The 22,526-nt window shown below is 69.7% G+C and carries 21 protein-coding genes and 1 tRNA gene; 13 read left to right on the plus strand and 9 right to left on the minus strand.

Annotated elements, in window-relative coordinates; translation table 11 throughout:
* Position 1: 1 nt before the first annotated feature.
* The 7 genes from ACEN2M_RS10140 to ACEN2M_RS10170 all read right to left on the minus strand — a co-directional run bounded on the left by ACEN2M_RS10140 (position 2) and on the right by ACEN2M_RS10170 (position 6,831).
* On the minus strand, positions 2–847 hold the full coding sequence (locus ACEN2M_RS10140) for an ABC transporter ATP-binding protein (RefSeq protein WP_441647997.1): 846 nt from the start codon (positions 845–847) through the stop codon (positions 2–4).
* Complete coding sequence (locus ACEN2M_RS10145) at positions 844–1,950, minus strand: FecCD family ABC transporter permease (RefSeq protein WP_441647998.1); 1,107 nt, start codon at positions 1,948–1,950, stop codon at positions 844–846. Before ACEN2M_RS10145 ends, ACEN2M_RS10140 begins: the two co-directional genes overlap by 4 nt.
* An 11-nt stretch (positions 1,951–1,961) precedes the next feature.
* Complete coding sequence (locus ACEN2M_RS10150) at positions 1,962–2,993, minus strand: FecCD family ABC transporter permease (RefSeq protein ID WP_441647999.1); 1,032 nt, start codon at positions 2,991–2,993, stop codon at positions 1,962–1,964.
* 2 nt (positions 2,994–2,995) lie between these two features.
* The gene (locus tag ACEN2M_RS10155; protein ID WP_441648000.1) at positions 2,996–3,958 is read right to left on the minus strand and encodes an ABC transporter substrate-binding protein; all 963 of its coding nucleotides are present in this window, start codon (positions 3,956–3,958) and stop codon (positions 2,996–2,998) included.
* Positions 3,959–4,019: 61 nt separating this feature from the next.
* On the minus strand, positions 4,020–4,862 hold the full coding sequence (locus ACEN2M_RS10160; protein ID WP_441648001.1) for a siderophore-interacting protein: 843 nt from the start codon (positions 4,860–4,862) through the stop codon (positions 4,020–4,022).
* Complete coding sequence (locus ACEN2M_RS10165; RefSeq protein ID WP_441648002.1) at positions 4,862–5,614, minus strand: PIG-L family deacetylase; 753 nt, start codon at positions 5,612–5,614, stop codon at positions 4,862–4,864. Before ACEN2M_RS10165 ends, ACEN2M_RS10160 begins: the two co-directional genes overlap by 1 nt.
* Positions 5,611–6,831 carry a glycosyltransferase gene (locus tag ACEN2M_RS10170; RefSeq protein ID WP_441648003.1) on the minus strand — a complete coding sequence of 407 codons (1,221 nt, stop codon included), beginning with the start codon at positions 6,829–6,831 and terminating at the stop codon, positions 5,611–5,613. The genes ACEN2M_RS10165 and ACEN2M_RS10170 overlap by 4 nt, the downstream gene beginning before the upstream one ends.
* A gap of 103 nt (positions 6,832–6,934) precedes the next feature.
* On the opposite strand from ACEN2M_RS10170, the gene ACEN2M_RS10175 reads away from it, so the two are divergent.
* Complete coding sequence (locus ACEN2M_RS10175) at positions 6,935–8,218, plus strand: GAF domain-containing protein (RefSeq protein ID WP_441648004.1); 1,284 nt, start codon at positions 6,935–6,937, stop codon at positions 8,216–8,218.
* 9 nt (positions 8,219–8,227) lie between these two features.
* Here ACEN2M_RS10175 and ACEN2M_RS10180 read toward each other — a convergent pair whose 3' ends face one another.
* Positions 8,228–9,043 carry an inositol monophosphatase family protein gene (locus ACEN2M_RS10180; protein ID WP_441648005.1) on the minus strand — a complete coding sequence of 272 codons (816 nt, stop codon included), beginning with the start codon at positions 9,041–9,043 and terminating at the stop codon, positions 8,228–8,230.
* A gap of 129 nt (positions 9,044–9,172) precedes the next feature.
* On the opposite strand from ACEN2M_RS10180, the gene ACEN2M_RS10185 reads away from it, so the two are divergent.
* The 12 genes from ACEN2M_RS10185 (at position 9,173) to ACEN2M_RS10240 (ending at position 21,679) form a co-directional block, all read left to right on the plus strand.
* Positions 9,173–9,248: transfer RNA gene (locus ACEN2M_RS10185), tRNA-Lys, on the plus strand.
* Positions 9,249–9,341: 93 nt separating this feature from the next.
* Positions 9,342–9,764 carry a hypothetical protein gene (locus ACEN2M_RS10190; RefSeq protein ID WP_441648006.1) on the plus strand — a complete coding sequence of 141 codons (423 nt, stop codon included), beginning with the start codon at positions 9,342–9,344 and terminating at the stop codon, positions 9,762–9,764.
* A 149-nt stretch (positions 9,765–9,913) separates the two neighbouring features.
* Entirely contained in the window at positions 9,914–10,432 is a 519-nt protein-coding gene (gene msrA, locus ACEN2M_RS10195) for a peptide-methionine (S)-S-oxide reductase MsrA (RefSeq protein ID WP_441648007.1), read from the plus strand.
* A 65-nt stretch (positions 10,433–10,497) separates the two neighbouring features.
* On the plus strand, positions 10,498–11,229 hold the full coding sequence (locus ACEN2M_RS10200; protein WP_441648008.1) for a M23 family metallopeptidase: 732 nt from the start codon (positions 10,498–10,500) through the stop codon (positions 11,227–11,229).
* Positions 11,230–11,328: 99 nt separating this feature from the next.
* Entirely contained in the window at positions 11,329–12,753 is a 1,425-nt protein-coding gene (locus ACEN2M_RS10205) for a DUF2252 domain-containing protein (RefSeq protein ID WP_441648009.1), read from the plus strand.
* Positions 12,754–12,911: 158 nt separating this feature from the next.
* Positions 12,912–13,997 carry a LacI family DNA-binding transcriptional regulator gene (locus ACEN2M_RS10210; protein ID WP_441648010.1) on the plus strand — a complete coding sequence of 362 codons (1,086 nt, stop codon included), beginning with the start codon at positions 12,912–12,914 and terminating at the stop codon, positions 13,995–13,997.
* Between the two features lie 237 nt (positions 13,998–14,234).
* Positions 14,235–15,848 carry an ABC transporter substrate-binding protein gene (locus ACEN2M_RS10215; protein WP_441648085.1) on the plus strand — a complete coding sequence of 538 codons (1,614 nt, stop codon included), beginning with the start codon at positions 14,235–14,237 and terminating at the stop codon, positions 15,846–15,848.
* On the plus strand, positions 15,841–16,920 hold the full coding sequence (locus ACEN2M_RS10220) for an ABC transporter permease (protein ID WP_441648011.1): 1,080 nt from the start codon (positions 15,841–15,843) through the stop codon (positions 16,918–16,920). Before ACEN2M_RS10215 ends, ACEN2M_RS10220 begins: the two co-directional genes overlap by 8 nt.
* On the plus strand, positions 16,917–17,849 hold the full coding sequence (locus tag ACEN2M_RS10225; RefSeq protein WP_441648012.1) for an ABC transporter permease: 933 nt from the start codon (positions 16,917–16,919) through the stop codon (positions 17,847–17,849). Before ACEN2M_RS10220 ends, ACEN2M_RS10225 begins: the two co-directional genes overlap by 4 nt.
* A complete protein-coding gene (locus tag ACEN2M_RS10230) occupies positions 17,846–19,576 on the plus strand; it encodes an ABC transporter ATP-binding protein (RefSeq protein WP_441648013.1) in 1,731 nt (576 codons plus the stop codon). The genes ACEN2M_RS10225 and ACEN2M_RS10230 overlap by 4 nt, the downstream gene beginning before the upstream one ends.
* Positions 19,573–20,421 (plus strand): alpha/beta fold hydrolase, encoded by an 849-nt coding sequence (locus tag ACEN2M_RS10235; RefSeq protein WP_441648014.1) that lies wholly within the window; start codon positions 19,573–19,575, stop codon positions 20,419–20,421. Before ACEN2M_RS10230 ends, ACEN2M_RS10235 begins: the two co-directional genes overlap by 4 nt.
* Before the next feature lie 61 nt (positions 20,422–20,482).
* Positions 20,483–21,679: a glycoside hydrolase family 1 protein gene (locus ACEN2M_RS10240; protein ID WP_441648015.1), complete on the plus strand. Its 1,197-nt coding sequence runs from the start codon at positions 20,483–20,485 to the stop codon at positions 21,677–21,679.
* 95 nt (positions 21,680–21,774) lie between these two features.
* Here the strand turns inward: ACEN2M_RS10240 and ACEN2M_RS10245 are convergent, their stop codons facing one another.
* Positions 21,775–22,437, minus strand: a complete 663-nt coding sequence (locus ACEN2M_RS10245; RefSeq protein ID WP_441648016.1) for a DUF7002 family protein — start codon at positions 22,435–22,437, stop codon at positions 21,775–21,777.
* Positions 22,438–22,526 lie beyond the last annotated feature (89 nt).

The following is a 22,526-nucleotide window of genomic DNA, read 5'->3' on the forward strand; positions in this document are numbered from 1 at the left end:
CTCAGCCGCCGCTGGCGACAGGATGCGGCCGCCGGGTGTCGGTGGGCACCACAAGAGGGGTGCCCGTGAGCGGGTCGCTGATGACGACGTTGGCCAGCCCGAACACCTCAGCGACCAGATCGGTGGTGATGGTCGTGCGGGGTGGCCCGGTGGCGACGATCCGCCCGTCATGCATGGCGATGATGTTCGACGCGTACCGGGCGGCCTGGTTGAGATCGTGGAGCACGGCGACGATGGTTCGCCCGTGGCCGTTGAGGTCGTGCAGCAGATTGAGCACCTCGATCTGGTGTGCGATGTCGAGATAGGTGGTGGGCTCGTCGAGCAGGATCAGCGGCGTCTGCTGGGCCAGGACCATGGCGATCCACACCCGCTGCCGCTGCCCGCCGGAGAGCTCGTCCACCGGCCGGGTCGCCAGGTCGGCGACGTTGGTGACCCGAAGCGCATCCGTGACGGCCGCCTCGTCGGCCGCGGACCACTGGCGGAGCAGGCGTTGGTGGGCGTAGCGGCCGCGCGCGACCAGCTCGGCCACGGTGATCCCCTCTGGCGAGACGGCGCCCTGCGGCAACAGGCCAAGGCGGCGTGCCGTGTCCCTGGCCGAGTACGACGTGATGTCCCGGCCGTCGAGCAGCACGGCGCCCGACGCCGCGGGCAGCAGGCCGGCCAGCGCGCGCAGCAGGGTGGATTTGCCGCAGGCATTGGGGCCGATGATCACGGTGAACGACCCGGCCGGCACCACAACGTCCAGATCGTCGATGACGCTGCGGCGGTCGTACCGCACGCCGAGGCCGCCGGCCTGTAGAGGTGAACCGAGCGTCGAGTCGAGGGCCGGGCCGGTTGGTGAGCTCATGCTCTCCTCCTGGATTCGTGGATGAGGAGCCAGACGAGGTAGCTGCCGCCGAGGACCACGGTCACCACCCCCACAGGCACGGTCAGTGGGATGACATGCTGGGCGATCAGGTCGGAGCCGAGCAGCAGCGCCCCGCCGACGACCCCGGTCGTGACCAGGGGGATGCCGGGCGATCTGGTGAGACGGCGGGTGATCTGGGGTGCCGCGAGCGCCACGAAGGCGATCGGACCGGCGACAGCGGTCACCACGCTCACCAGGCACACGGCGAGGGTGATGGCGGCGAGCCTGGCGCGCCCCACGGCGACCCCGGTGGCGGATGCGACGTCGTCGCCCAGGTCGAGCTGCCGGATGCCAGGGGTGACCAGGGGGAGCAGCGCGAGCAGCAGCACGACACAGAGGCCGGCCGGAACCGCCGTCGCGGCGGTGACGCTGTTCAGGGTGCCGGCGCCCCAGGCCGACGCGAACAGCGCGGTTTCCAGTTCCGCCCGCAACAGCATCCAGGTGTTGACCGAGGCGAGCATGGCCGAAATGCCGATGCCCACCACGATGAAGCGGAATCCGTGCAGCCCGCCCCGGTAGGCGAGCAGATAGATCAGCACGGCCGCGAGCAGTCCGCCGATCAGCGAACCGGCGGTGAGCAGTGGCCAGCTGCCGCCGAGAGCGAGGAGGGCGACGAGCATGCCGGTGAAGGAGCCGTTCGCCAGGCCGATGATGTCCGGGCTCGCCAACGGGTTGCGGGCGACGGTCTGGAAGATGCCGCCGGCCACGGCCAGGGCGGCGCCGAACAGCACCGCCGCCAGTGCGCGCGGCAACCGCCACTCCAGCACCACTGTGCCCGACAGGCCGTGGACCTGGCCGGTGACGACGCCCACGACCTCGGCCGGCGTCAACGGGAAGTCGCCCAGGGTGAGGGCGAGAAGCACGAAGCCGAGCGTGGCCACGAAGAAGGCGGCCCCGACCAGGGCCGAACGCAGCCCGATGACCACGGTGAGGCCCCGGATGCCCACCACGACGCGCCGCCGGCCGACGTCGAGCGGTCGCCCGGTTCCGGCGGCCACAGCACGATCGGTCGCGGCACGATCGGTCGCGGCGCGATCGGTCACGGCGCGATCGGTCACAGCGCCGTCGCCGATCGACGGCGCACCAGGAGGATCAGCACCGGGGCTCCCACGAAGGCGGTGACGACGCCGACCGGCATCTCGCTCGGCAGCACGGCGACTCGGCCGAGCACGTCGGAGAGCAGCACGAGCACGGGCCCCAACACCATCGAGCCGAGCACGATTCGGCGTTGGTCGGTGCCGAGCGTCCACCGCACCACGTGGGGCACGACGAGGCCGACGAAGACGAGCGGCCCGGCCACCGCGGTGGCGCTGCCGGCCAGGAGAGTCACGGCCGCGAGAACGACAATCTGGATGCGCCGCACATTGACGCCCTGGGACCGGGCCACGTCGGGTCCGAGCGCTATCGAGTTGAGGCCGGGCGCCGCCCAGAGCGCCAGGGCCAGGCCCACCAGCACCAGCGGCAGCACCGGCAGCACCACGTCGAAGCCGCGTTCCAGCAGGCTGCCGGCGCTCCAGCCACGCATCCGGTCGAAGGCGTCGGGGTGGGTGAGGGCTAGCCCGGTGGTGAGCCCGCCGAAGACGGCGCCGATCGCCACCCCGGTCACGGTCAGGCGCACCGGACCCGCCGCCTGGCCGCCGGCCGAACCGATGGCGTAGACCGCGCCGGTGAGCAGGAGCGCCCCGGCGCAGGCGAGCCAGACGTAGCCGAGCGGGCTGGTCACCCCGAAAAAGGTGATCCCGACGGCCACGAAGAACGCGGCTCCCGCATTGACACCCAGAATGCCGGGGTCGGCGAGCGGGTTGCGGGTGAAGGCTTGCATGAGAGCGCCGGCGACGCCGAGAGCAGCGCCCACCGCCACGCCCGCCGCCGTGCGCGGCATCCGTTGATCCCAGACGACGAACCGTGACTCGGCGCTGCCGCCACCGAACAGGGTGTCCAGCACCGTGCCGGGGGCCATCGGGTTGGCGCCGACGACCACCGAGAGGGTGACGGCCAGGAGGAGCGCGACGACCGCAGCACCGAACCAGGCCGCCCGGCCGGAACCCCGGCCGGCCCGCACCCTGGGCACCACGATGGCCCCCATGACTACTTCGAACCGGCCAGGATCTTCTCGATGTCGTCGAGCACCGTCATCCCGCCCAGCGGTCCGACACCGGTGATCCAGAATGACTGGTCCACGACGGTGAGCCCGGGGAAGGACGCCGCATTGGTGCGGATCGAGTCGGGTACCAGGGTGTCGTCGGTCACATCGGTCGCCGAGACGAGGACCAGGTCGGCCTGGGCCTCGAGCACCCGCTCGGGGGAGATGTCCACCGAGATCGACTCTTCCCAGTCCCGCTCGGGGATGGTGAGGCCGGCGCACTCGAGGGTGCTGCCCGCGAACGAGGTGGGTCCGTACAGGGTGAGGATGCCATCCCGAGGCCGCACGAACTGGGCCGTCATGCCCGCCGTGTCATAGCTGTCGGCGATCTCGGCGCAGCGGTCGTCGTAGGCCGCGAGCAGTTGGTCCGCGCCGGCCTCGTCGCCGAGCGCGCGGGCCACCAGGGCCACATTGTCGGTCCAGGGGTCGGTCTGGGTGGCCATGAACACCGTCGGCGCGATGGACGAGAGCTGGTCGTAGAGGGCGGAGTGGCGCGACTCCGTGCCGAGGATGAGGTCGGGCTTCAGAGCCGCGATCTTCTCGATCGACGGTTCGGGCACCGTGCCCACCGTTGCGATCCCGGCCGCGGCGTCACCGAGGTAGGCCGGCACCCCCGCCGCCTCGTTCAGCACTGCCGCGCCCACCGGGATGACACCGAGGGCCACGGTGGTGTCCAGCTGCACCGGCTCCAGCACCACGACCCGCTGCACGTCGTTCGGAACCTCGGTCTCGCCGCGAGCGTGCTCCACGAGGTGAGTACCGGCATCCGCCGTCGACACAGCACTGGAGGTGCCCGCGGAGGACGACGGCGCCGCGGTGCAGCCGGTGACGGCGAACACCGCCACGAGGGGCAGGGCCAGCCCGGCGAGGAAACCGCGTGACCGATGACGTGAGGGGAACAGGCGCACGAAGACGACCTTTCGACGGGGGAGAGGGCGAAGAGTTTCGCGATGGTTAGCTTAGCCTGTCCTAAGTTCGCGGTCGGTCGTTCCAGTATCCCTGCGCATGCACCTGGGCAGGTGCGATCCCGGCACCGAGCAGCAGGCCGCGCAGCGCACTCACCTGGCGGCTTTCCGTGGCCAGCCAGGCGTAGAAGTCTTCGCCCAGCACGGCCGCGCCGCTCCCCGCACCGCGGGTCCAGGCCGCCACGGCCCGCCGGAGCGCCGAGCCGCCGCCGTCGGCCGCGCCGCGCCGGTGCACTGTCACAGTGTGGCCCCGCACCTCCCGGGCGAGCCAGGCCGCATCCAGCGGGTCACCGGTTTCCAGGATGATCGTGGCCCGGATCATCGGGCGCATCGCCGAGACGATTCCGCGGATGGCGGGGAACGCGGTTTCGTCGCCGGCCAGCAGCACCCGGGTGGCGGTGCCCGGCGACCACTGGATGCCGTGCCGGTTCTCGCTCAGCCTGCTGCTCGGCCCGGAGATGAGCAGGCGCTGCCCCACCGAGGCGGCCTCCGCCCAGGAACTGGCCGGGCCTGGCCGGGCATGAACGTAGAAGTCGACGTCGACCTCACGCTGATCGGGGCGCACCGCGCTGGTCGTGTAGCTGCGGAGCGCCGGCCGGTCGGAGGCCGAAAGGTCCCGCCAGTGCCGTCGCCATTCCGACTCGTGCAGCAGCTCGTCGCCGAACACGGCCGGGTACGGGCCGGATGGCACCAGAATCTTGATGCGCTGGTCCAGGCCGTGGGCGGCGAACCTGTTCAGCTGGGCCCCGGCCAGCGTGATGCGCACAAAGCCGGGGGAGAGCCGGCTCACCTGGCGCACCTCGGTGTGGAAGAGGGCGTTGGCGGACGCGTGGAAGGGCGCCGGCATCAGCCGGGGGTGACGCGGCGCGGCTGCACGCGCAGCCCGGCCGAGGTGCCGATGGGCTCCCGCTGGCCACCGGAGTGTACGATCTCCCTGCCGTGCACCGTGAGCTGGCTCGCGTGCGCTCGCAGCGCATCCGTCACCAGGTCGAAGTGCTCGGGTAGGTCGAACCATTCGCCGCCCTCTGCGGGCGTCTCGAGCACCTCGGCGAAGGCGGTGCCGGTGGCCGAGCTGGCGGCGCGGGCCGCATCGTGGGCCCGCACGTGGTCGGGATGGCCGTAGCCGCCGCCGTCGTCGTAGCTGACCACGAGCGATGGCCGCAGCCGCAGGATCAGGGCCGCGATGTCTGCGGTGACCTCGGCCAGCGGCGCCACCGAGAGGGCGTCCTCGGCGGCGTCGTCCGCCGGGCCGGCCAGGCCGGGGCGAATCCACACCATGCCGGAGTCGCGGTACCGGCGGATCTCCAGACCGGCGGCGCGTGCGGGCGGCTCGCCCAGCCAGAATTTCTCGGTGATGCCCAGGATGCCGGTGGCGCGGTCCAGTTCGCGCTCCCGCTCCCGCGCGAGCTCCACGGTGCCGGCCAGGGCCGTGAGCGGCCCGGCCACGACCTCACCGCGCTCGCCGCGGGAGCAGGTGAGCAGGAAGACCCTGCTGCCGCGCGCCACGAACTCGGCGATCAGCGCGCCGGTGGAGATGGTCTCGTCGTCGGGGTGCGCGTGCACGAACAACACCGACCGCTGGCCGTCGAGAAGGCTCACGCGCAGACCGGTACCGGCAGCAGGGCACAGTAGACGTCGAGCAGGGCGGCGGCGGAGCGGGGCCAGTCCAGGTATTCCGCCCGTGCCCGGGCGGCGGCCGCGAGGCGGCTGGCCAGGTCGGGGTGAGAGAGCACCTCGGTGAGTGCGGCCGCCCAGACGAGGGGGTCCCTCGATTCGATCACCAGGCCGGTGTCGTCGGCGAGCACGGCCTCGCGCAGCCCGCCGGTGCCCTGGGCAACCACGGGCACGCCGCTGGCCGCGGCCTCCAGGGCCACCAGCCCGAAGGTCTCGGAGTGCGAGGGCACCAACACGACGCGCGCGCCGCGAAACAGTTCGGCGAGGTCGACCCGCGAGCGCGGGCCGACAAAGCGCACCCGGTCGCCGATGCCGTGTCGGTCGGCGAGCCGGCCGAGTTCGTCGATGTAGCCGGTGAAGTCGGCGGAGGCGTCGCCCGCGATCACCAGATCCGGCCGGAGGTGCGACGGTACCGCCGCCAGTGCTTCGATGGCGAGATCCAGCCCCTTGAGCGGTTGCAGCCGGCCGGCGACCACCGCGTAGCCATGCTCGGTGCTACTCCTTGTGGCTGCGGGGGCGCGGAGCGGGTGGAAGAGAGTGCCGTCCACACCGGGCAGCACCACGGTGACCCGGTCCGCGGACCCGCCGAGGCGATCGATCACCGTCTCGGCTTCGGCGGCGCTGACCGCGACGATGGCGTCGGATTCCCGGGCCAGCCAGGCTTCGCCGGCCATCCGTCCGACCGACTCCGGCCGTTCGCCGGCCGACAGCGGGGTGGCCTCGTCGGCCGCGATGGAGTGGAAGCTCTGCACGTGTGGCACGCCGAGTTCGCGAGCCAGGGGCAGCATCGCCATGCCGGAGAACCAGTGGTGCGAGTGGATGACGTCCCACGGGCCGAGGGTGCCGGCCTGCGCGCGGAACTCGTCGATGAACCCCTCGTGGTCGCCCTTGGGCACCGATCGGAGCGGGCCGGCGTCGAGGTAGCGCAGCGTGACCCCGGCGGCCAGGCGTCGGGCGGCAGGCATCTCCGGCGAGGACCGCCGGGTGAGGATCTCCACCTGGTGCCCCAGTGCGGCCATGGCTTCGGCCTGGTGCCGCACCACCACGTTCATGCCACCGGCGTCCCCGGAACCGGGCTCGGCACCGGGGGAGGTGTGCAGGGAAACGAGGGCAATACGCAGGGGATCTGTAACAGGGGACACTACAGAATCTTATGACACCGGCGGATGCGTATGATGAGAGCCAGTTGTATGCAATGTACGCATGTGACGGTCTGGTTCCTACAGCACCACGTTGGAGGGTCACGTGCGCGAAATCCTGCGCTGGACGATGGTCCCCGTGATGCGCGTGTGGCTGGCCGGACTCGACCGCACCTTCGTGGGAATCCCGTCGCCAACGGATGCCCCCCAAGCCCACTCGCCGGGCATCGACAGTGACCGCATCCTCATCGTGGGCGGCGGCCCGGCCGTCGGCTGGGGTGTGCTCAGCCACACTCTCGCCCTGCCCGGTGCGCTGGCGCGGGCGCTGACGGCCCGCACGGGCCGGGGCGCGGACGTCGACGTGGTCGCGCGCTCGAGCATGACGGCGCGTTCAGCCCCCGATCACATCGACTTTGCCAACCTCTGGCGCTACGACGCCGTGGTGCTCACCCTCGGCATCGGTGACGCGGGTCGGCTCACGTCGACCGCCGCCTGGCGCGCGGACTTGATCCGGCTGGTCGAACAGGTTCAGCGGTCCAGTTCCATCGGCACCGAGGTCTTCCTCGCCGGCATCGTGCCGTTGGCGTCCCTGCCGGTCTTCAGCAACCCGTGCGGCCTGATGGCCGGGTCCCAGGCCCTGGAGCTCAATGCCGCGAGTGCGGACGTGTGCGCGGGCGTGGACCGGCTCACCTATGTGCGCCTGCCCACCACGCCGGTCTCCACCTCCGGCCGGTTTCGGTCGGCGAGCGACTACGAGGTCTGGGCGGATGCGCTGGCCGACCGGATGGCGACCTCGCTGGAACCCCAGCCTCGCAGCGACGGTGTGCCGGAACCCGAGGTGCAGAGTCGCACCCCCGACGAGATCGAGGACGCGCGGCACCGGGCACTGATGGCGCTGAACCTGCTCGACACCGAGCCCGAAGCGCGCTTCGACCGGATCGTGGCGCTGGCCAGTTCGTCGCTGGGTACCAGCGCCGCGGCCTTCACTGTGCTCGACGGTGACCGGCAGTGGCACAAGTCCACGGTGGGCCTCGGGGTCGCCGAGATTCCCCGCAGCAGCTCGTTCTGCACGATCACGGTGCTGGAACCTGCCGCGCTGGTGATCCCTGACGCGCTGCTCGACGAGCGCTTCAAGGACAACCCGCTGGTGGTCTCCGCTCCGCGGTTGCGCTTCTACGCCGGGTTCCCCATCGAGTCGCCCTCCGGAGAACGCATCGGGGCGCTGTGCGTGTACGACCAGAACCCCCGAACCGAGGAGGGCGTCGACGTCGTGCTGCTGCGCGAGCTGGCATTGCTGCTGCAGAACGAACTCTGGCAGTCGGCCGGGGCCGGCACCGACGATCGGGCCGTGTCCCGCACCGAGTCAGGCCCAGGCAGCCCGACTCCGTAGCGGGTCGGCTCAGCGAGAGACCGGGGCGATCGCGTCCAGCACCGGCTGGTGCAGGTGCCCGTTGGTGGCCAGCGCGCTGCCGTGCCACGGGCCCGCCGCACCGTCGGCCGAGGTGAAGACGCCGCCGGCCTCCTGCACGATGGGCACCAGGGCGGCCATGTCGTAGGGCTGCAGGTCGAACTCCCCGGCGATGTCGAGGTGCCCCTCGGCGAGGAGCATGTACGACCACATGTCGCCGTAGGCCCGGGTGCGCCAGACCTGGCGGGTGAGCGAGACGAGCGCGTCGAGCCGGCCCGCCGCATCCCACTGCTGGATGCTGCCGTAGCTGAGCGACGCGTCGGCGAGAGTGCTGACTCCGGAGACGTGCAGGCGCGTGGGCGGGGCAGCGGGGAAACGGGCATCGCTCGACCAGGCGCCGCCGCCGGTCGCGGCCCACCAGCGCTTGCCCAGGGCGGGGGAGCTGACCACGCCCAGGACCGGGACGCCGTCGATGGCGAGGGCGATCAGGGTGCCCCAGATGCTGATGCCGCGCAGGAATCCGGCGGTGCCGTCGATGGGGTCGATGATCCATTGCCGCGTCGTCGATCCCGCGGTGCCGAACTCCTCGCCGAGGATTCCGTCGACGGGGCGCCGCTCGGCCAGCAGGGTGCGGATGGCGCGCTCGACGGCCTGGTCGGCATCCGTCACCGGGGTGCGGTCGGGCTTGGTGGTGACCACGAGGTCGAGGGCCTCGAACCGGGCCATCGAGATCGTGTCGGCGGCGTCGGCCAGTTCGAGGGCGAGGGCAAGGTCATCGGCGAGGGTGGGTTGTATGGTCTCGGTCACGCTCCTCAGGTTAGTGACTGCATCGCGACGCGCCGGAACGTCAGCCTCGATTGGCGCCCGGCGCGAATCTAGTGGTAATGTCTCATGTCGGCAGGGAAGCCTCCGCCGTGAAAAATATGCACAAAATACGCACCTCTAGCTCAATTGGCAGAGCAGCTGACTCTTAATCAGCGGGTTCCCGGTTCAAGTCCGGGGGGGTGCACCAACAACCCCCTCTCATCAGGCAGTCACTGAATGAGAGGGGGTTTTTTCATGCCCGGGTGAACTACCCACGGCGGCAGGCCGCTAGAGTTCGAACATGAATCGACTCGGGGGATGTCTTGTCATCGGTGTGCTGCTTCTGAGCGGATGTGCGAGCTCGCCGGGGGGCGCGGCGCCTCTTGCACCTGCGGCTGCAGCTGCGTCGGCGGCTGATTACACAGAGATCGCCACGCTCATTGACGCACTCGCGTATGCGCGCACTCTCGATGCGGACACCCCGCGGCTCGCGGTTGAATTGAACGGCACTACTGAGGCGCTCCTCGACCATTTGTACTACGCCGGGCTGCCCGAGGGTGTGGAAACCGAGATGTATGAACGACTGAACACCGTCTCGTGGGAGATGTTCCAGGATCCCACCGACCCGGAGAGTCATCTCAGCGAGCTCATGCTCATTGCCGACGAGATCGAAGAGTCCATGACGATCAGTGCAGATGATTTCGAGATGGACGCCGGCAACTGATCGACACGGAGTCCGCCCGATAAACTGTGAGCCCGCTGTGTGTGGTGGGGGTGGCGGAACAGTGTGCCCCACCCCGGCGTTGTCACCAGCGAACTGTCAAGGGGCCACGGAGTCCACGGCAGCCGGTCTACAAACGAGGAGAGCACACGATGAGCACAACGATCGAGAAGGCGACACTGGCAGGCGGCTGTTTCTGGGGCGTCGAGGAACTCGTGCGGAAGCGCGATGGCGTCATCTCCACCCGGGTGGGCTACACCGGTGGCGACACCCCGAATGCCACCTACCGCAACCACGGCGACCACGCCGAGGCGATCGAGATCACCTTCGACCCCGAGCGCACCAGCTTCCGTGAGCTGCTGGAGTTCTTCTTCCAGATCCATGACCCGTCCACCAAGGACCGCCAGGGCAACGACCGCGGCCGCAGCTACCGTTCGGCGATCTTCTACGCGGATGCCGAGCAGGAACGGGTCGCCCGCGACACCATCGCGGATGTCGACGCATCCGGTATCTGGCCCGGCCCCGTCGTGACCGAGGTGGAGCCGGTCGGCGACTTCTGGTTGGCCGAGCCCGAACACCAGGACTACCTGCAGAACTACCCCAACGGCTACACCTGCCACTTCGTGCGGCCGGGCTGGGTGCTGCCGCGGCGCGAACAGGCCGCGAGCTAACCAGCCACCACGCCCGCTCCGGCCCGGTCGTTCTCAGGACGACCGGGCCGGTTTAGTGTGGGGCGATGAGCCACGCGCAGCCGTCGCGGGAATCCCCGCAGGGCCCCGCCCTGCTCGCCCTGCCGTTCACGGGCCGCTGGATCGCCAGGAACAGTCCGGCCCGGCGCATCCCGAGTCACGGGACCGACCTGCTGGGCGAACGCTATGCCATCGACTTCGTCGGCGTCGACGAGCGCGGCCGCACCGCCGGCACCCGCAGCTGGGGCACGTTCTTCGGCACCGAGCCGCCGGAGCGATTCTTCGCCTTCGGCCGGCCGATCCTGGCGCCGGCCGGTGGCACCGTCGTGCAAGTACACGACGGTGAGCCCGACCACGTGGCCCGGCGCTCCCAACTGAGCCTGGTCGCGTACACCCTGGGCCAGGCGCAGCGGCTGGCGCTGGGCGTGGGCGCCATCGCGGGCAATCACGTCGTCATCCGGTTGGCCGACGGTGCCGGATTTGTCGCTCTTGTGCACCTACGGAACGGGTCCCTGCGAGTTCGGGTGGGGGAGTTCGTGCAGGCGGGTCACCCGCTGGCAGAATGCGGCAACTCCGGAAACTCGACCCAACCGCACGTGCACCTGCAGGTGATGGACAATCTGGACCTCGCCCTGGCTGCGGGTCTGCCGGTGCGCTTTCGGAACTATCGGGTGTGGCCGCCTGGCCGGCGGGGCGCCGAACTCTACGAGAGCGGAATTCCGGGCGAGGGCGTCGTCGTCGAGCCGGTTGACCCTCAGGTGGGTGCCACGTCACGGTAACGGCCGGGTGGCGGCAGGCAAAACGCCCGAGCCATTGACAGCCTCACCGCCCGGGTCAATCGTGGGTGCATTCAGCGTCGTCCAACGAAGGGCTGCCTCATGACCGAGCATTCGAGCGTGGCCGAGCGTGCCGCCCGCGGCAAGGCCGCGAGGGCCCAGACCCCGCTGAACAGCCACCGCGGCTGGACGCCGGCCGAGGACCGGCCCGACCCCGTCGCCCTGCTCGAGGAGCAGAACCGCACCAGGGTGCCCGACCTGGTGCCGGTGCGGCACGGGCGCATGATGGCCTCGCCGTTCACCTTTTACCGGGGCGCGGCCAAGATCATGGCGACCGACCTGAAGGACACCCCGCGTGCCGGTCTCACCGTGCAGCTCTGCGGTGACGCCCACTTGTCCAACTTCGGGGTCTTCGCGTCCCCCGAACGCCTCCTTCTCTTCGATCTCAACGACTTCGACGAGACGCTGCCGGGCCCGTTCGAGTACGACGTGCTGCGGATGACGGCGAGCTTCACCATCGCGGCCCGCAACAACGGCTTCTCCTCCGCGGATATCCGACAGGTGACCCTGGAGGCTGTGCGCTCCTACCGGGAGGCAATGATCCAGTTCTCCGGTATGGGCACGATGGAGATCTGGTATGCCCGGATGTCGGAGGAGGAGCTGGTGGCGGCCATCGACGTGGCCAGGGCCACCCAGAAGGGCAAGGTGGCCAAGAAGACGTCGAAGGCGCTTGCGAAAAACGCTCTGAGGACCGCCGCGAAAGCGCGCACCAAGGACAGCCTGCAGGCGCTGGCCAAGCTCGCCGAATTCGTCGACGGTCACTACCGCATCATCAGCCAACCGCCGATCGTCATTCCGGTACGGGAGCTCGGCGAGACCTTCGGCCTGTCCGCCGACGAAACCGAGGCTGCGGTGCGGGAACAGCTGCAGTCCTACCGTCGAAACCTGCAGGACGACCGACGTCAGCTGCTCGAACGTTTCGAGGTGGTGGATGTGGCCCACAAGGTGGTCGGCGTCGGCAGCGTCGGCAACCGGGCGTTCATTGCCCTGCTGCAGGGGCGGGACGAGCAGGACCCTTTGTTCCTGCAGGTGAAGGAGGCCACCGCATCCGTGCTCGAAGACCACCTGCCCCCCAGCGTCTACGAGCAGCCCGGCGAGCGGGTGGTGCAGGGGCAGCGGATGATGCAGGCCGCCAGCGACATCTTCCTGGGCTGGACCAAGGGGGTGCAGGCCGACCGGTACCTGTACTGGCGGCAGCTGCGCGACATGAAGGGGTCCGCGGTCGTGGAGGCGATGGTGCCGATGGGGATGACCTTCTACGCGCACGCCTGCGGCTGGACCCTGGCCCGCGCGCACGCCCGCTCGGGCGACCCGATCGCGATCGCGGCGTACCTCGGCGCCAGCGACAAGTTCGACCGCGCCATCACCGACTTCGCCAACCGGTACGCCGACCAGAACGACACCGACTATCAGGCCTTCCTCGAGGCCGTGCGCACCGGCCGCCTGGTCGCCCGCGGCGGCGTCTGAGCCGCGCCGATCCCGCCGCAACTGTTCCCGCTCCGGACAAATGGTCCCGGTGTGCCGGGTGCAATTGTCCGGAACGGGAACAGTAGCCGCCGTACGATGGCAGAACACCCCGCGCGGCACGCGGCAGGACCGAGCGGCACCGAGGGCAAGGAGACGACGTGGCCAAGGCACCCACGGTCTACGACGTCGCCGAACGCTCGGGAGTCTCGATCGCCACCGTTTCGAGGGTGCTGCGCTCGCCGGATGCGGTGCGGGAACACACCAGGGAGCGGGTGCTGGCCGCTGTGACCGAACTCGGCTACGTGCCCAGTGCCGCGGCCAGGGGCCTGGCCGCCCGGCGCACCAATGTGATCGGCCTGTTCTTCCCCGGCCACGACGAAACCGTGCCGGACCAGCCCGTCGACTCGGCGCGCGGCGAGACGGTGCCGATCGTCGACGACGACTCCGACACCTCCTCCGACACCGAGAACCTGTATTTCGACGAGGTGCTCCGCGGCGCCGAGATCGAGGCCTGGCGACGCGGTTTCGCCCTGATGGTGGCCGCCGGGCGCGGCTCCAGCCGTGAAGCCCTGGTCACCGACATCGCAGGTCGGGTCGACGGCCTCGCCGTGCTCGCCCGCACAGTGCCCGACGAACTGCTCGCCTACGTCGCCAGGCGGATTCCCGTGGTGGTCCTGGCCGGCGCCCAACGCGCCGACGACTTCGACCACGTGAGCGCGAGCAACGGACCCGGCATGCGCACCCTGGCCAACTACGTGCTGCAGGACCACGGCGTGCACGACGTGGTGTACATCGCCGGCCCCACCGACTCCCCGGACGACGCGGAGCGGCTCGCCGGTTTTCGCGATGCTCTCGCCGACTCCGGGGTCGCCGAGAGCAGAGTGCGCATCCTCCGCAGCGACTTCACCCGCGACGGCGGGCGCGCCACCGCCGCGCGCATCCTGGTCCAGCGGCGACCCCGGGCCATCCTCTGCTCCAACGACGAGACCGCGCTCGGCGTGCTCGACGTGCTGGAGCAGCGCGGCATCCGCGTGCCGGAGGATGTGCTGGTCACGGGCTTTGACGGCATCACTGCAGGCCGGCACTCCCGGCCACGGCTCACCACAGTGCACCAGCCGATGGTGGAGCTGGGGCGCGCCGCGGTGCACGCCATCACGGCCAGGCTCGACGACCCGACGCTCGAGCCGCAGGCGTTCACCCTGCCCGTCGAGGTCGTGCTGCGGGAGAGTTGCCCCCGCGTCTGAGCGGGCACCGGGCGCCGCCCGCCGGGAAACCCCCGCTTGCAATCCCGCAATGTATGCGCATACACTCAAGGTCAGATCACGCGCCACGCAGTCCATCCCCGGCGCGATCAGCTCAACGATGACTGAGGAAACCCGGTAGTAATGATGCAACCCACTCGATCTCGGCCCCGATCCGGGCCGCTCCGCCGTTCAGGTGCCCGCCGTTCAGGTGCCCGCCGCACCCTGGCCGCCGTGGCCATGGCCGTCGCCGCTTCTACGCTCGCTGCCTGCAGCATCCAGATCCAGAGCGCGCCCGATCCGTCCATCCCCGACGACACCATGCTCGTCGCGGCCGACACCGGCTCACCGCTGTTCGAGAAGAACTTCAACCCCTTCATGATCAACAAGCGGGTCGCGGCGTTCTACATGTACGAGCCGCTCATCGTGCTCGACAACCTCAACGCCGAAGAGCACCCCTGGCTCTCCACCGGCTACACCCAGCCGGATCCGTCCACCATCGTGTTCGACATCCGCGACGGTGTCACGTGGTCAGACGGCGAAGACTTCACCGCGGCAGACGTGGGCTTCACCTTCCAGCTGCTCAAGGACAACCCCACGCTCGACCTGCAGGGCATCTGGAGCTACATCGACACCTTCGAGGTCGGTGCGGACACCGTGACCGTGCACCTCACCGCGCCAGACGTGCCGGCCGCGCAGCTGATCGCCTCGACCACCCTGATCGTGCCGGAGCACATCTGGGCCGACGTGGAGGACCCCACCACCTGGCGGAACCCCGACCCTGTCGGCACCGGCCCGTACACGCTGGGCAACTTCGCGCCGCAGCAGTACACCGTCGACAAGAACCAGGACTACTGGCAGGCCGACACCGTCGCCGCCGAGCACCTGATCCTGCCGGCCACGAACACCCAGCTCGACGTGGCCACCAAGGGCTACGACTGGGCATACTCGTTCATCAGCGACGTCGAGGGCGCCTGGGTGGATGCCGGCAACCAGAACACCTACTGGTTCCCGCCGGGCGGCACCATCGCCCTGTTCCCCAACCTCACCAAGGCGCCGTTCAACGACGTCAACGTTCGCCAGGGCCTGTCCACCGCGCTGGACCGCACCCTGGTGGGCGACGCGGCCGCAGAGGGCTACATGGACGTGGCCGGGCAGACCAACATCCTGCTGCCCAACCAGGCCGACGTGCTCAACCCCGACATCCCGGACTCCGGCCTGATCACCCAGGACACCGCCAAGGCGCTCGAGTACTTCGCCGCCGCGGGTTACACCCAGCAGGGTGGCAAGCTCGTCGACGCATCCGGTGCCCAGCTCAGCCTCACCATCACCACCGCGGCCGGCTACAACGACTGGCTCAAGGGTGTGCAGGAGGTGCAGAAGCAGTGGGGCGCCATCGGCGTCGACGTCAAGGTCGAGTCCCCGCAGCCCGCCGCCTACACGCTGGCGCTCCGGAACGGCGAGTACGACCTCGCCATGGGCGCCACCGGCGGCACCGGCAACACCTTCCGGGACTTCAACAACCTGCTCTCCAGCGAGTGGGTCAAGCCGGTTGGCGAGGAAGCCAGCAACAACTTCGAACGCTTCAGCGACCCCGCGGTCGACGAGATCCTCGCCGAGTACAAGGTGGCCCTCGACCCCGCCGTGCAGGCAAACCTCGCCAACCAGCTGCAGGAGGTCGTCTACGAGCAGATTCCGTCGATCAGCCTCTACTACGGCGGCGCCTGGGGCCTGTTCAGTGACGCGAAGTTCACCGGGTGGCCCAGCGCCGCGGACCCGTACTCCTCGCCGAAGACCTACGAATCCACCCCACTGCTCATTCTCACGAACCTGAAGAAGGTCAACGATGACTAGCACCACCGCCGCGCCACGCGGCGCCGACAGCCTCACCCCGGCTCTGAGCCCCACGGATGCGGCGCACGCGCCGAACCCGTTCGTCACCTCCCTGGTCTTCGTCGCCCGCAAGCTCGGCCTGTTCGCGCTCACCCTGTGGGCGGCCGTCACGGTCAACTTCCTGCTGCCGAGGCTGATGCCCGGCACGCCGGCGGATGCCGCGCTGGCCAAGCTCGCCCAGAACGGCCCCGTCACCGAGGCCACCAAGGCCGCCATCGAGGCCCAGCTCGGCGTGCCCACCGGCAACATCGTCGAGCAGTACGTCGCCTACCTGCACCAGGTGGTGACGCTGGACTTCGGCGTCTCGTACACCTTCTATCCGCAGAGCGTGGGGGAGCTGGTCTCGGCCGCGCTGCCGTACACCCTCGTGCTGGTGGGCCTGGTCACCGTCGTCGCGTTCATCCTCGGCACCCTGCTCGGGGTGCTCGCGGCCTGGAAGCGCGGCACCTGGCTCGACAGCGTGCCCACCCTGGTGGGCTCGTTCATGAGCGCCTTCCCGTACTTCTGGACCGCGCTGCTGCTGCTCTTCTTCGCCGGCTACGTGCTGCGGCTGTTCCCGACCTCGGGTGCCTACGGGCCCACGGCGGAGCCGAACCTCTCGTTCGAGTTCTTCGGCGACGCGCTCTACCACGGGGTGCTGCCGGCGCTCACGATCCTGATCACCTCGCTCGGCGGCTGGATCCTGGGCATGCGCAACACCATGATCTCCACCCTCGGCGACGACTACGTGACCTTCGCCGAGGCGAACGGGCTCAAGCCCCGCACCATCGCCCTCCGCTACGCCGCGCGCAACGCCATCCTGCCCAACCTCACCTCGTTCGGCCTGGCCCTCGGCGGTGTGGTGGGCGGCTCAATCCTGGTGGAGCAGGTGTTCGGCTACCCCGGCATCGGCTACCTGCTCTTCAACGCCGTCACCAACCAGGACTACCCGTTGATGCAGGCACTCTTCCTGATGATCACCGTGAGCGTGCTCATCGCCAACTTCCTCGTCGACATTTTGTACGGCGTGCTGGACCCGAGGACCCGACGATGACTACCTCACTGCCTCCCACAACCGCGATCATTCGCGCCCCCCGCTCCGAGGTCGGTGCGGCACCCTCACCCTGGAAGGTCGTCGTCCGCGTCGCCTCCACGGTGTGGAGCAACGGCAAGGCCCGCATCGGCCTGGTCATGCTCGCCGTCTTCGTGCTGCTGGCGATCTTCGCACCCCTGATCGCCCCGTACGGCGCCAGGGAGACCGGCTTCGAGCGGAGCGCCGACGGCAGCGCCGCGCACTGGCTGGGCACCACCGCCGCCGGCGAAGACGTGCTCAGCCAGCTGCTCTACGGCGCTCAGGTCAGCATCTTCGTCGGCCTGGTCGCAGGTCTCCTCTCCACCATCATCGCTGTGCTGATCGGGCTCAGCTGGGGATATGTGCGCGGGTTCGGCGCCGACGTGATCAACTTTGTCGTCAACCTGTTCCTGGTCATCCCCGGCCTGCCGCTGATGATCGTGATCGCCGCGTACCTCTCCGGCGGCGGCATCGGCATGATCATCGTCGTCGTCGTGATCACCGGCTGGGCGTGGGGCGCCCGGGTGCTGCGCAGCCAGACCCAGTCGCTGCGCTCCCGCGACTTCGTCACGGCCGCCGTGTTCAGCGGCGAACGCCCGTTCCGCATCGTGTTCCGCGAGATCCTGCCCAACATGACCTCGCTCATCGTGGGCAACTTCTTCGGCGCCGCCACCGCGGCGATCCTCGCCGAAGCCGGCCTGGAGTTCCTCGGCCTCGGCGACTCCACCGTGGTGAGCTGGGGAACGATGCTCTTCTGGGCACAGAACTCCAACGCCCTGCTCACCGGGCAGTGGGCACTCCTGTTCGCCCCCGGCCTCTGCATCGCGCTGCTGGCCACCTCGCTCACCCTCATCAACTTCGGCGTCGACGGCATCAGCAATCCGCGCCTCCGGGAAGGAACCAAGCGATGACCCCCGCACCGTTCAGCCAGACCCCGCCCGCCGCCAACCCGACCCTGCTCGAGGTGCACGACCTCTCGGTGCACTACGGCTACGGCGCCGGTGCCACCAAGGCCGTGCAGAACGTCTCCTTCCGGCTGGCCCACGGCGAGTTCGTCGGCCTGGTGGGGGAGTCCGGCTCGGGCAAGTCCACCCTCGGCTTCGCGCTCACCGGCTTGTCGAAGCCGCCGGCGCACATCGAGAAGGGCCGCATCCTCTTCGGCGGCAAGGACATCGCCAGCCTCGACGCCGAACAGCTGCGCGAGCAGCGTCACGGTGGCATCGCCATGGTGCTGCAGTCCGGCATGAACGCGCTCAACCCGGTGCGCAGCATCCGCAACCACTTCGTCGACATCTTCCGTGCCCACGGTCACGTCGAGAGAAGCCGCTGGACCGCCCGCGCCACCGAACTGATCGGCAAGGTCGAACTGACCCCGCAGGTGCTCGACAGGTTCCCCGGCGAACTCTCCGGCGGCATGCGCCAGCGGGTGTCGATCGCTCTGGCCCTCTCGCTCGAACCCGAGCTGATGGTCTTCGACGAGCCGACCACCGCACTCGACGTCCTGGTGCAGCACGCCGTGATGAACACCATCATCGAGCTGCAGAAGAGCGAGAACTTCACCGCCATCCTGATCAGCCACGACCTGGGCATCGTGCTCGAATCCGCCCAGCGGGTGATGGTGATGCACGAGGGCCGCATCGTCGAGGATGCCCCGGCGCAGCAGATCCTGCACAACCCGCAGGCCGACTACACCCGGATGCTGCTCTCGCACTACGCCGACCCGCGCGCCGAGGTGGTGGAACTGCCCGGTTTCGCCGACCGGCAGCAGCGCCGGGCGGAGGGAGCCGCCCGTGCCGACGGCGCCACCCACACGCCCACGGTGTCGCCGCGCACCCGGCGCACCGACCAGCACACCATGATCGTCGACAACGTGTCCAAGGTCTACCCGGCCCCGCGCCGCGGTGAGGCGCCGGTGCGCGCCGTGGACAACGTGTCGTTCACCCTCGAACCCGGCGCAGCGCTGGCCCTGGTCGGGGCGTCCGGTTCGGGCAAGTCCACCATCGCCAAGCTCATCACGGCGGTGGAGAAGCCCACCAGCGGCAGCATCCGCTTCGGCGACCTCGACGTCGGAAAGCTGAACCGCCGGCACTTCCGCCGATTGCACCGGGACGTGCAGATGGTCTTCCAGGACCCGTACTCCGCGCTCAACCCGCTGCACACGGTGGAATACGCGCTCACCCGGCCGGTGATCAACTTCACCGGGCTGCACGGCACCGACGCCCGCCGCCGGGTGCTGGAACTGCTGGACATCGTGGGTCTGAACCCGGTGGAGGAGTTCGCGGCCAAGCTGCCGCACCAGCTTTCCGGCGGGCAGCGCCAGCGCGTGGTCATCGCCAGAGCCCTGGCCAGCGACCCGCAGGTGATCATCGCCGACGAGCCGGTGTCGATGCTCGACGTGTCGCTGCGCGCCGGGGTGCTCGCCCTGCTCGAAGACCTGCGCGAACAGTGGGGGGTGAGCCTGCTCTACATCACCCACGACCTGCTCTCGGCCCGCGTGGTCACCGACAACATCATGGTGCTCAACGGGGGAGCGGTGGTGGAGCGTGGCAACACCGCCGACGTGCTGCGCCACCCGCAGGACGACTACACGATCCGCCTGCTCGACGCGATTCCCAACCCGCGCAAGGTCGTCGCGTGACCGCGCCGTTCGGCGCCCTGCCCCTGGCCCCGGAGCTCGAGCATTTCAGCGTCGACACCGCGGCCGGGCCGCTCACGGCGTTCCGGGTGCGGCCCGCCGGCGAGCGCCGCGGCATCGCCCTGCTGGTGCCCGGTTTCACCGGGTCCAAGGAGGACTTCCGGCTGCTGCTGCCGCTGATCGCGGCGCACGGCTGGGAGGCCGTGAGCTACAGCCAGCGCGGCCAGGCCGACTCCGCCGCCCCGGCGGGCGTGGAGAACTACCGGCTCGACGACTTCGCCGCGGATGCCGTCGCCGTCGCGCACGAGATCGGCGCGGGCGGGCCTGTGCACCTGGTCGGCCACAGCCTGGGCGGCCTCGTCGCCAGGGCCGCGCTACTCCGCAGCCTGTCCCAGCCCGGTGGGTCCGCCCTGTTCACCGACCTCACCATGCTCTGCTCCGGCCCCGCCGGCCGGGCCGGCTCACACGAGGCCGACGCCGCTCTGGTGGCCGAGCACGGAACCCTGGCAATCTGGGCGCTCGATCACCCGGAGGGCAGCAGCCTCAGCGGCGATGACGAATTCGTGCGCGACCGCCTGATCGCCTCCTCGGTCGACAACTACCTCGGCTGCGTGCGCATCCTGCAGTCCACCCCGGACTCCACCGACGCCGTGCGCGCCACCGGGGTGCCCGCCCTTGTCGCGCACGGCGACACCGACGACGCCTGGCCGATCCCCTCGCAGCGGCTGATGGCCGAGCAACTCGGCGCCAGGTACCGCGTCATCCCGCAGGCCGGCCACCTGCCCAACCTCGACAACCCCGGCTTCACGGCCGCGATGCTCGACGACTTCTGGGCATCCACCAGCTGACCCTTCGTCCTTACTCCGTACTGCCGAACACCGCACCACCGCTACCCGAGGAGATCCTTCCATGCTCACTTTCCCCCAAGGCTTCCTGTGGGGTGCCGCCACCGCCGCCCACCAGATCGAGGGCAACAACGTCAACAGCAACTGGTGGCCCAAAGAACACGCCACAAACACCACCATGGTCGAACCGTCCGGTGACGCGGCCGACAGCTTCCACCGCTACCGCGAAGACATCAAGCTGCTCGCCGACCTGGGCCTGGACAGCTACCGGTTCAGCATCGAGTGGGCGCGCATCGAGCCCGAGCGCGGCTTCACCTCGCGTTCGGCCGTTGACCACTACCGCCGCATGGTCGACACCTGCCACGAGTTCGGCATCGAGCCGATCGTGACGCTGATGCACTTCACGGTGCCGCGCTGGTTCGAGAACGACGGCTTCTGGCGGGCACCGGATGCCGCCGACCTGTTCGCCCGCTACACCGAGCTGGCCCTGCCCGTCGTGGCCGAGGGTGTCAACTACGTGTGCACCGTCAACGAACCCAACATCGCCGCGATGCTGGCCGGCGGTGAAGACGCCGCCAACCTGGTGGCGCACGGCCTGGCCAATCCCGACTTGCAGGTGGCGGATGCCCTGCTGCTGTCGCACCAGCGCTCCCGCGAGGTTCTCTCGCAGGTGAGCGGTCTCAAGTCAGGCTGGACCATCGCCACCCAGGCCTTCGTGGCCGTGGACGAGGAGGGCGCCGCCGAGAAGCTCGTCGAGTACGGCCACCCCCGCGAGGACTGGTACCTCGAGAACGTGAAGGGTGACGACTTCGTGGGCGTGCAGGCGTACACCCGCACCTTCATCGGACCGGAGGGCCCCCGCCCCGTCGCCGAGAACGTGGAAACCACCCTCACCGGCTGGGAGTTCTTCCCGCCGGCCGCCGGCATCGGCGTGCGCGCCGCGTGGGAGCTCACCGACCACGTGCCCGTGATGGTCACCGAGAACGGCATCGCCACCGCAGACGACAGCCGCCGGATCGCCTACACCCAGGGCGCCCTCGAGGGCCTGCACTCCTGCATCGAAGACGGCATCGACCTGCTCGGCTACCTGCACTGGTCGGCGCTCGACAACTACGAGTGGGCCTCCGGCTTCACGCCCACCTTCGGCCTCATCGCCTGGGACAAGCAGACCTTCGCCCGCACCCCCAAGCCCAGCGCGAGCTGGCTCGGCGAGGTGGCCCGCCGCAACGGCCTGGAACCGTCGGTCGCCCCCGCCGCCTGACCTTCGCAACTGTTGCCGCTGCGGACACTTGCACCTGGTGCGCCGGGTGCAATTGTCCGAACGGGCAACAGTTAGCGGCGAAACCCCGGCGCGGGCTAGACGAAGCGCTCGAGCACCGTGCCGTCCCGCATCCGCTCGACGCGCTTCACGTGCTCGGTGATGTCGCGCACCCCGCGGTACACCGCCAGCTCGGCCACATCGACCACCTTGGTCGAGGCGTGCGCCCGGGTCGGATGCGCGAACTCCTCGATGGACGAGAAGCTCTCTCGCCCGCGCGGCTCAGCGCTGAACCGCTGCGCGAAGCCGGTGTTCACCCGGGTGAGCTCGATGTCGTCCTCGTGCGCCGTCACCAGACTGCGGGTGTCCACCGTGATCACGGTGTGGGCGTCGTCCCGGTACGAGCGCGCCGCGAGCAACTCGTTCAGCCGGGACTTCTGCAGAAAGAAGAACACCCGGTCGTTCAGCAACGCGTACCACTCGCTGGGCGACATGTCGGTGAGTGCGGCGGCCAGCGACGACTCGTGCATCGCCTTCTGGTGCCGGATGACGGCGGTACCGTACTGCGGATGCTCCAGCTCCAGCGATTCGCCGCGGCGACGGGTGAGGATCGCGGCCTGCGGGGCCCCCTGCCGCACCCCCCAGCGGGTGACGAGAGCTGACGTGCTGAGCAGCCCGTGCCGTTCGATCGACGGCCACGCCCCATCCGCTGCCACGTGGTACAGCTCGGGATAGAGGCGGATCAGGTCCTTGGAGAGCACGGGCCAAGCGTACTCCGGCTGCGCCGGCCGATCGCGTGCCTCCCGCCAGCCCGGCGACCGGCAGAGTCGCCCTTGAGTCGCGCTGAAGG

The organism is Cryobacterium sp. W22_MBD10_FK3 (assembly GCF_052113745.1).
Classification (GTDB): Bacteria; Actinomycetota; Actinomycetes; order Actinomycetales; family Microbacteriaceae; genus Cryobacterium.